Raw genomic sequence first — 8,802 nt, 5'->3', positions numbered from 1 at the left:
GGCACGGGTGGGCGCAGCGGCACCCCGCTACGCCGGGCTGCGGACCCACCCGGCCTCAGCGAAGACGCCGGGTGGCTCGCGTCATGCCGTTGCCGCTCCTGCCGCCGGCGGCAACGGGGCCAACTGCCGTGTCAGCCATGTCGGTACGCCGCCGAGCAGCCGGAACAGCCGTCGGGCCTCCTCCCGCAGTCGGGACGCCTCCGGCTCGGTCTCCGTGTCGGCCAGGGACACCAGCGCGGGGGCCGTGCCGACGAGATACCCCAGCTCCTCCCGGATCCGCAGCGACTCCGCGAAACCGTGGCGGGCCTCCGCCAACTCCCCGTCCCGCAGGGCGAGTCCGGCCAGATGGCGCCATGTGAACGACAGCAGCAACGGGTTGGCATGCGCCGTAGCCCCCGCGTGCGCACGGCGGTACGCCGCCCGAGCCGCCTGCGGAGAGCTCGTCAGGTTCTCCGCCAGCAGACCGCGACGGAAGTCCAGCAGGGCCCGCTGCGGAACCCCCGGAGGGATCAGCGCGGCCGCCCGCCCCAGCGCGGCCCGCGCCTCGTCGGCCCGGTCCCGCACCGCGAGCAGCGTCGAGGCGTAGGCCAAGTAACCGCGTTCACAAGCGGCCGCGCCCCGCTCGTCGTCGCTGTGGGCCATTGCCTCGGCCGTGCGCAGCGCGTCCTCGGCCTCCTCCCAGCCCTGCTCGGTGTACAGACACCGTTCCACCAGCAACGACGCACGTTGGAGCGCCGCCGCGGGCGTATCCGGCAGCAGCAGGGCGGCCGCGTCGGCCCAGCACCCGCGTGAGCGCAGCCGCCATACCGCGGTCTGGAGGGGATCGTCACCAGCGGTCGTTCCGTTACCAGACATGGCGGTATGCGCCACGTTGCCCTCCCCGAGCACGCCATCGAGCTGTTGAGTGGTGGCGGCATCTCAGCACGAATCGCGGGGCCGGGCCAAGGGGGTGGGTGAAGGATTTCACAAAGTCGTGGGACTCAGGGGCGTCCCGTGTTTGGGACGGGACACCCCGTGTCTCAGCTCATGCGCAGGGCCAGGAAGAAATCCAGCTTGTCCTCGAGCCGCGACAGATCACGGCCCGTCAACTGCTCGATCCGTCCGACCCGGTAGCGCAGCGTGTTGACGTGCAGGTGGAGGCGGCCTGCGCAGCGGGTCCAGGAGCCGTCGCAGTCCAGGAACGCTTCCAGGGTGGGGATCAGCTCGGCCCGGTGCCGGCGGTCGTAGTCCCGGAGGGGGTCCAGGAGGCGGGCCGTGAAGGCGCGGCGGACGTCGTCCGGGACGAACGGGAGCAGGAGGACGTGCGACGCCAGTTCCTGGTGGCCCGCCGCGCAGACCCGGCCCGGGCGGGCCGCCGCCACCCGGCGGGCGTGCCGGGCCTCCTCCAGGGCGCCTCGCAGGCCCTCCGCCGAGTGCACGGCCGCGCTGACGCCGAGGGTGAGGTGCCCGTCGCCGTCGAGGCCTGCCGTGAGGGGGTCCCGTACGGATTCCAGGAGCGCGTCGGCGAGGATGCCGGTCTCGGAGCCGTCGTGCTCCGCCACGACGGCTGGCAGGGGGACCAGGGCGATGGCCTCGTCGCCGGTGTGGGCGACGGCGATGCGGTCGGAGTGCTCCGGGCCCGCCGCCCGGGGGTCGACGAGGATCTCCTCCAGCAGGGCCTGGGCCACCGGGCCGCCCTCGATCTCGTCCCCGTCCCAGTCGACGCGGGCCACGACCACCTGCCAGTGCGGCGCGGCCCCGAGGCCGGGCAGCAGCACCGGCGCGGCCACGCGCAGGCGGGCGGCGATCTCGGCGGGGGCCGCGCCCGTCTGGACCAGTTCCAGCACCTCCTGGGCGAGACGGCGGCGGACCGTGCGGGCCGCGTCGCGGCGGTCCCGCTCGACCGCGATGAGCTGGGTGACGCCGTGCAGCAGGTCGAGGCGCTCCTCGGCCCAGTCCCCGGCGTCCGCCTCGACGGCCAGCAGCCAGTCGGACAGCAGGCTCTCGCGGACGTCCCGGGCGGTCTGTGAGGAGCGGCCCGTCGAGCGGATCGGGAACAGGGAGTAGGTGGTGCCGCCCAGGAGGACGCGGTGCGGGGCGCGGCGGCCGGTGCGGGTGGCGGTCAGGTGTTCCGCCGCCAGGCGTCCGCAGGTCTCGGCGGGCAGGGCGGGTCCCGCGGCCTTCGAGCCCGCGATCAGCCGGCCGGTGGGGGCGAGGACCCAGGCCCGCAGGTCCAAATCCGAGCCGAGCAGGTCCAGGACCACGTCCGGGCCGCCGCCCGCCGGTCCCGAGGTCATCATCCGGCGGTGGCGGTCGACCACCGCCGCGAGGTCGCCGGCGCGCTCGCCGGAGACCTGTCGTACGACGTGCTCGGTGATCGTCGCGAACGCCACCGACTCGTGCACCGCGAAGAGCGGGAGACGATGGCGGGCGCAGGCCGTGACCAGGTCGTCCGGGACGTCTCCGAGCTCGGCCTCGCCCGCGGCGAGGGCCGTCACGCCCTGCTGCACCAGGATCCGCACGAAAGGCTCCGAGTCCTCGGCGTCATGGCGCCAGGCCAGGCCCGTGAGCACCAGTTCGCCGCCGGAGAGGTAGCGGCTGGGGTCGCGGAGGTCGGTGGTCATCACGCCGCGCACCGTGCGGTCCAGCTCTTCCTCGCCGCCGAGCAGCTTGAGGCCCAGCGCGTCGGTGTCCAGCAGTGCGCGCAGCCGCATTCTCGTCGCCGCCGTTCTTTGTCTCGAAATCAGTGGTGGATCTTGGTGGGGTGCGGGGTGAACGTCTGTTCGTCGGGCTGGTGAGCGATGTCCACCGGTCCCGAACCGTCTCCCGGCTGTGTCCCAGGTCACGCGGCTGTGTCGCGCGTTTCCACAGGAGAACAAGGAGGTTTCTGATGGCCTCCGTTCATACGAATCTACAAGATGCCCGTCCTGGCCAGCCAACTCCTTCATGGTTTCCGTGACTGACCCCGTCGGAGTACCGGGCTGTGTACTGAGGCCACTACGCGTTAACAGCACATGAACGAGCCGGGACCGCCGCACACGGATTGGCTCAATCTGAACGCCCCACGAAGAGACGGAGAAGAGAGCCGGTCATGGACTTCCTTCGCCCCGCCAGCTGGGAGGAGGCGCTCGCCGCGAAAGCCGAGCACCCCACAGCTGTGCCGATTGCGGGTGGCACCGACGTGATGGTCGAGATCAACTTCGACCACCGCCGGCCCGAGTACCTCATGGACCTGAACCGCGTTGGCGACCTCTCCGAGTGGGAGGTCGGCGAGGAGAGCGTACGGCTGGGTGCCTCCGTGCCGTACACGAGGATCATGGAGAACCTGCGCACCGAACTGCCGGGGCTGGCTCTCGCCTCGCACACGGTCGCCTCCCCGCAGATCCGCAACCGCGGCGGCGTCGGCGGCAACCTAGGCACCGCCTCCCCGGCCGGCGACGCCCACCCCGCCCTGCTCGCCGCGGGTGCCGAGGTGGAGGTCGAGTCGGTGCGCGGGTCGCGCCGGATCCCGATCGACGAGTTCTACCAGGGCGTGAAGCGCAACGCGCTGGCGGCCGACGAGCTGATCCGGGCCGTGCACGTGAAGAAGGCCGACGGTCCGCAGCAGTTCTCCAAGGTGGGGACCAGGAACGCGATGGTCATCGCCGTGTGTGCGTTCGGGCTCGCGCTGCACCCCGAGACGCGCACAGTGCGGACCGGGATCGGTTCGGCCGCCCCGACCCCCGTTCGGGCCAAGGCCGCCGAGGAATTCCTGAACGCCGCTCTGGAGGAGGGCGGCTTCTGGGACAACGGGAAGATCGTCACCCCGTCGGTCGCCAAGCAGTTCGCGGACCTGTGCTCCGCCGCCTGCAACCCGATCGACGACGTCCGGGGCACCGCGAGCTACCGCCGCCACGCCGTCGGCGTCATGGCCCGCCGCACGCTGACCTGGACCTGGGAGTCCTACCGCGGCGCCCGCCGCCTTACGGAGGGAGCCGCGTAATGCGCGTCAACTTCACGGTCAACGGCCGTCCGCAGGAAGCCGACGACGTGTGGGAGGGCGAGTCCCTGCTGTACGTGCTGCGGGAGCGCATGGGCCTTCCCGGGTCGAAGAACGCCTGCGAGCAGGGCGAGTGCGGCTCGTGCACGGTCCGGCTCGACGGAGTGCCGGTGTGCTCGTGCCTGGTGGCCGCCGGGCAGGCGGAGGGCCGCGAGATCGTCACCGTAGAGGGGCTCGCCGACTTCGCCAAGCAGCGTGCCGAGCACGGCGGCTGTGCGACCGGGGCCTGCGGTACCTCGTTGCAGAGTGCCCAGGTGGGGGTCCCCCCGGGCGAAGCCTGGGGGAGGCAGGCCACGGGCACCGACTCGCAGACCGGCGAGGGCACCGGACTCTCCCCGATCCAGCAGGCGTTCATCGACGCCGGCGCCGTCCAGTGCGGCTTCTGCACGCCCGGTCTGCTGGTCGCCGCCGACGAGATGCTGGAGCGGAACCCCGATCCGAGCGACGCGGACATCCGCGAGGCGCTGTCGGGCAACCTGTGCCGTTGCACCGGCTACGAGAAGATCATGGACGCGGTCCGCCTGGCGGCCGCCCGTCAGGGAGAGGCGGTCTGAGCATGCCCACCAATGGCGCACCCACGAAGATCACCCAGGGCTCCCGGACCAAGGGCGGCATCGGCGAGTCCACGCTCCGCCCGGACGGCACCCTCAAGGTCACCGGCGAGTTCGCGTACTCGTCCGACATGTGGCACGAGGACATGCTGTGGGGCCAGATCCTCCGGTCGACCGTCGCGCACGCCGAGATCGTGTCCATCGACACGAGCGAGGCACTGGCCCTGCCGGGCGTCTACGCCGTGCTGACGTACGACGACCTGCCCACCGAGGTGAAGAACTACGGCCTGGAGATCCAGGACACGCCGGTCCTCGCCCACGGCAAGGTCCGCCATCACGGAGAGCCGGTCGCGATCGTCGCCGCCGATCATCCGGAGACGGCCCGGCGCGCCGCCGCGAAGATCAAGGTCGACTACCGCGAACTGCCCGTCATCACCGACGAGGCGTCCGCGACCGCGCCGGACGCGATCCTCGTCCACGAGGGCCGCGACGACCACCACGCCGGGCACGTCCCGCACCCGAACATCGTCCACCGCCAGCCGATCATCCGCGGTGATGTCGATGCCGCACGGCAGCGGGCCGACGTCATCGTCGAGGGCGAGTACACCTTCGGCATGCAGGACCAGGCCTTCCTCGGTCCCGAGTCCGGCCTCGCCGTACCGGAGGAGGACGGCGGCCTCCACCTCTACATCGCCACCCAGTGGCTGCACAGCGATCTGCGCCAGATCGCGCCCGTGCTCGGCCTGCCCGAGGACAAGGTGCGGATGACACTGTCCGGCGTCGGCGGCGCGTTCGGCGGCCGCGAGGACCTGTCGATGCAGATCCACGCCTGTCTGCTGGCGCTGCGGACGGGCAAGCCCGTCAAGATCGTCTACAACCGGTTCGAGTCCTTCTTCGGGCACGTCCATCGCCACCCGGCGAAGCTGTACTACGAGCACGGGGCCACGCGTGACGGCAAGCTGACCCATATGAAGTGCCGGATCGTCCTGGACGGCGGCGCCTACGCCTCGGCCTCCCCGGCGGTCGTCGGCAACGCCTCCTCGCTGTCCGTCGGCCCGTACGTGATCGAGGACGTGGACATCGAGGCCATCGCCCTCTACACCAACAACCCGCCCTGCGGCGCCATGCGCGGCTTCGGCGCGGTCCAGGCGTGCTTCGCCTACGAGGCGCAGATGGACAAGGTGGCCCGGGAGCTCGGCATGGACCCGGTGGAGTTCCGGCAGCTCAACGCCATGGAACAGGGCACGCTCCTGCCGACGGGCCAGCCCGTCGACTCTCCGGCTCCCGTCGCCGAACTCCTGCGCCGCGTCAAGGCGATGCCGATGCCGCCGGAGCGCCAGTGGGAGTCCAGCGAGGGCGCCGACGTACGGCAGCTACCGGGCGGCCTGTCCAACACCACGCACGGGGAAGGCGTCGTACGCGGTGTCGGCTACGCGGTCGGCATCAAGAACGTGGGCTTCTCCGAGGGGTTCGACGACTACTCGACCGCGAAGGTGCGGATGGAGGTCGTGGGCGGTGAGCCCGTGGTCACCGTCCACACGGCCATGGCCGAGGTCGGCCAGGGCGGTGTCACCGTCCACGCGCAGATCGCCCGCACCGAGCTGGGCGTCGCGCAGGTCACCATCAACCCGGCCGACACCCGGGTGGGCAGCGCCGGTTCGACCTCCGCCTCCCGGCAGACGTACGTCACCGGCGGTGCCGTGAAGAACGCCTGCGAGATCGTCCGCGAGAAGGTCCTGGAGATCGGGCGCCGTAAGTTCGGCTCCTACCACCCGGCCTGGGCGACGGCCGAGCTGCTGCTGGAGGGCGGCAAGGTCGTCACGGACGGCGGTGAGGTCCTCGGCGACCTGGCCGACGTCCTGGAGGGCGAGACCGTCGAGGTCGAGGAGGAGTGGCGGCACCGGCCGACCGAGGCCTTCGACCTGCGCACCGGGCAGGGCAACGGGCACGTCCAGTACTCCTTCGCCGCGCACCGTGCCGTCGTCGAGGTCGACACCGAGCTCGGGCTGGTGAAGGTCATCGAGCTGGGCTGTGCCCAGGACGTCGGCAAGGCGCTCAACCCGCTGTCCGTGCTCGGCCAGATCCAGGGCGGCACGACACAGGGCCTGGGCGTGGCGGTCATGGAGGAGATCGTCGTCGACCCCAAGACGGCGAAGGTGAAGAACCCCTCCTTCACCGACTACCTGATCCCGACCATCCTCGACACGCCGACCATCCCGGTCGACGTCCTCGAACTCGCCGACGAGCACGCCCCGTACGGGCTGCGCGGTATCGGCGAAGCACCCACCCTGTCGTCGACGCCGGCGGTCCTCGCGGCCATCCGGAACGCGACCGGGCTCGAGCTGAACCGGACTCCGGTACGGCCCGAGCACCTGACGGGTACGTCACTCTCCGAGGCCTGAACAGGAGAGTTCCGTCCGGGGGAACCGCGTTCCCGTGTCCCCCGGACCCCCTTTCGTTCGTCTCGGGCCGTCCCCCGGGTCGTGCATCCCAACCCCCTGTGAAACTTGGGAGTAGGCCCACATGACCCAGCAGTCAGTAGAGCCGAGGACCACAGCCGAGGACGCGGGCGAAGGCACCCGCGTCCCGGCCGGACGGTCCTGGCTCGACCGGTACTTCCACATATCCGGCAGAGGATCGACGGTCGCGCGTGAGGTGCGCGGCGGCGTCACCACCTTCATGGCGATGGCGTACATCCTCCTGCTCAACCCTCTGATCCTGTCCGGCAAGGACGTGGCGGGGGACACCCTCGCGCAGAAGGGCCTGATCACCGCGACCGCGTTCGCGGCGGCCCTCACCACGCTGCTGATGGGTTTCGTCGGCAAGGTGCCGCTCGCCCTCGCCGCGGGCCTGTCCGTCTCCGGAGTCCTCGCCTCCCAGGTCGCGCCCGAGATGACCTGGCCGCAGGCGATGGGCATGTGCGTGATGTACGGCGTGATCATCATGCTGCTGGTCGTCACCGGCCTGCGCGAGATGATCATGAACGCGATCCCGCTCGCGCTCAAGCACGCCATCACCATGGGCATCGGCCTGTTCATCGCCCTCATCGGCTTCTACAAGTCCGGCTTCGTGCACCAGGGGAAGGCGACCCCCGTCACGCTCGGCCCGGCGGGTGAACTGGCCGGCTGGCCGGTCCTGCTCTTCGCCGGCACCCTGCTGCTGATCTTCATGCTCCAGGCCCGGAACATCCCGGGCGCCATCCTCATCGGCATCGTCGGCGGCACGGTCGTGGCCGCGATCCTGAACGCGGCCGGTGTCGTCGACCCCAAGCAGTGGGCGGCCGGGGCACCCGAACTGCACGGCAGCGCGGTGTCCATGCCCGACTTCTCGCTCTTCGGGAACGTGGAGTTGGGCGGCTGGGGCGAGGTCGGCGCGATGACCGTCGGCATGATCGTCTTCACGCTGGTGCTGGCCGGGTTCTTCGACGCGATGGCGACCATCATCGGCGTCGGCACCGAGGCCAAGCTCGCCGACGACAAGGGCCGGATGCCGGGCCTGTCCAAGGCGCTGTTCATCGACGGGGCCGGCGGCGCGATCGGAGGCGTGTCCGGCGGCTCGGGGCAGACGGTGTTCATCGAGTCCGCGACGGGTGTCGGGGAGGGCGCGCGCACCGGCCTCGCCTCGGTCGTCACCGGTGCGTTCTTCGCGGCCTGCCTGTTCTTCACGCCGCTCACGGCGATCGTGCCGCAGGAGGTCGCGTCCGCCGCCCTCGTCGTCATCGGCGCGATGATGCTGATGAACGCCCGGCACGTGGACTGGGCCGACCGGGCCACCGCCATCCCGGTGTTCCTGACGGTCGTCCTGATGCCGTTCACGTACACCATCACCACCGGTGTCGCCGCGGGCGTCATCTCCTACGTCGCCATCAAGACCGCCCAGGGCAAGGTGCGCGAGATCGGCGCCTTCATGTGGATCCTGACGGCGGTGTTCCTCGTGTACTTCGCCCTCAACCCGATCGAGAGCTGGCTGGGCGTCCACTGACGCCCGGCGCGGCAGCCTCGCAGCCTCAAGGAGACCGAGACAGATGCTGGACATCGCCCAGGAGCTGAACCGGTGGGTGGAGCAGGGCCGTGACTTCGCCGTGGCCACCGTGGTGGCCGTCGGCGGCAGCGCGCCCCGCCAGCCGGGCGCCGCGCTCGCGGTGGACGCCGAGGGCACGGCGATCGGCTCGGTCTCCGGCGGCTGTGTGGAGGGCGCGGTCTACGAGCTGTGCGCACAGGCGCTCCAGGACGG

The 8,802-nt window shown here is 71.1% G+C and carries 7 protein-coding genes; 5 read left to right on the top strand and 2 right to left on the bottom strand.

Going from position 1 to position 8,802, the window contains the following annotated elements:
- Window positions 1-81 precede the first annotated feature (81 nt).
- Together ACFTZL_RS35770 and ACFTZL_RS35765 are read right to left on the bottom strand one after the other, a co-directional pair.
- Window positions 82-855, bottom strand: coding sequence for a hypothetical protein (locus tag ACFTZL_RS35770; RefSeq protein WP_382591790.1), 774 nt, complete (start codon window positions 853-855; stop codon window positions 82-84).
- Between the two features lie 164 nt (window positions 856-1,019).
- The gene (locus ACFTZL_RS35765) at window positions 1,020-2,693 is read right to left on the bottom strand and encodes a PucR family transcriptional regulator (RefSeq protein ID WP_382591787.1); all 1,674 of its coding nucleotides are present in this window, start codon (window positions 2,691-2,693) and stop codon (window positions 1,020-1,022) included.
- 377 nt (window positions 2,694-3,070) lie between these two features.
- Between ACFTZL_RS35765 and ACFTZL_RS35760 the strand changes: the two genes are divergently transcribed.
- From ACFTZL_RS35760 to ACFTZL_RS35740, 5 genes are all read left to right on the top strand, one after another.
- The gene (locus tag ACFTZL_RS35760; protein WP_382591784.1) at window positions 3,071-3,961 is read left to right on the top strand and encodes an FAD binding domain-containing protein; all 891 of its coding nucleotides are present in this window, start codon (window positions 3,071-3,073) and stop codon (window positions 3,959-3,961) included.
- Complete coding sequence (locus ACFTZL_RS35755) at window positions 3,961-4,572, top strand: (2Fe-2S)-binding protein (RefSeq protein ID WP_382591781.1); 612 nt, start codon at window positions 3,961-3,963, stop codon at window positions 4,570-4,572. Before ACFTZL_RS35760 ends, ACFTZL_RS35755 begins: the two co-directional genes overlap by 1 nt.
- A gap of 2 nt (window positions 4,573-4,574) precedes the next feature.
- Window positions 4,575-6,971, top strand: a complete 2,397-nt coding sequence (locus ACFTZL_RS35750) for a xanthine dehydrogenase family protein molybdopterin-binding subunit (RefSeq protein ID WP_382591778.1) — start codon at window positions 4,575-4,577, stop codon at window positions 6,969-6,971.
- Between the two features lie 121 nt (window positions 6,972-7,092).
- On the top strand, window positions 7,093-8,550 hold the full coding sequence (locus ACFTZL_RS35745) for an NCS2 family permease (RefSeq protein WP_382591775.1): 1,458 nt from the start codon (window positions 7,093-7,095) through the stop codon (window positions 8,548-8,550).
- Between the two features lie 43 nt (window positions 8,551-8,593).
- Window positions 8,594-8,802: XdhC family protein (locus ACFTZL_RS35740; protein WP_382591773.1), on the top strand; the 209-nt coding region annotated here is incomplete at its 3' end.

This window comes from Streptomyces sp. NPDC056948, assembly GCF_042674225.1.
GTDB classification, from domain to species: Bacteria; Actinomycetota; Actinomycetes; order Streptomycetales; family Streptomycetaceae; genus Streptomyces; species Streptomyces purpurascens.
Note: the sequence above shows the minus strand (reverse complement) of the source record. Positions and strands in the feature narration are given on the sequence as shown.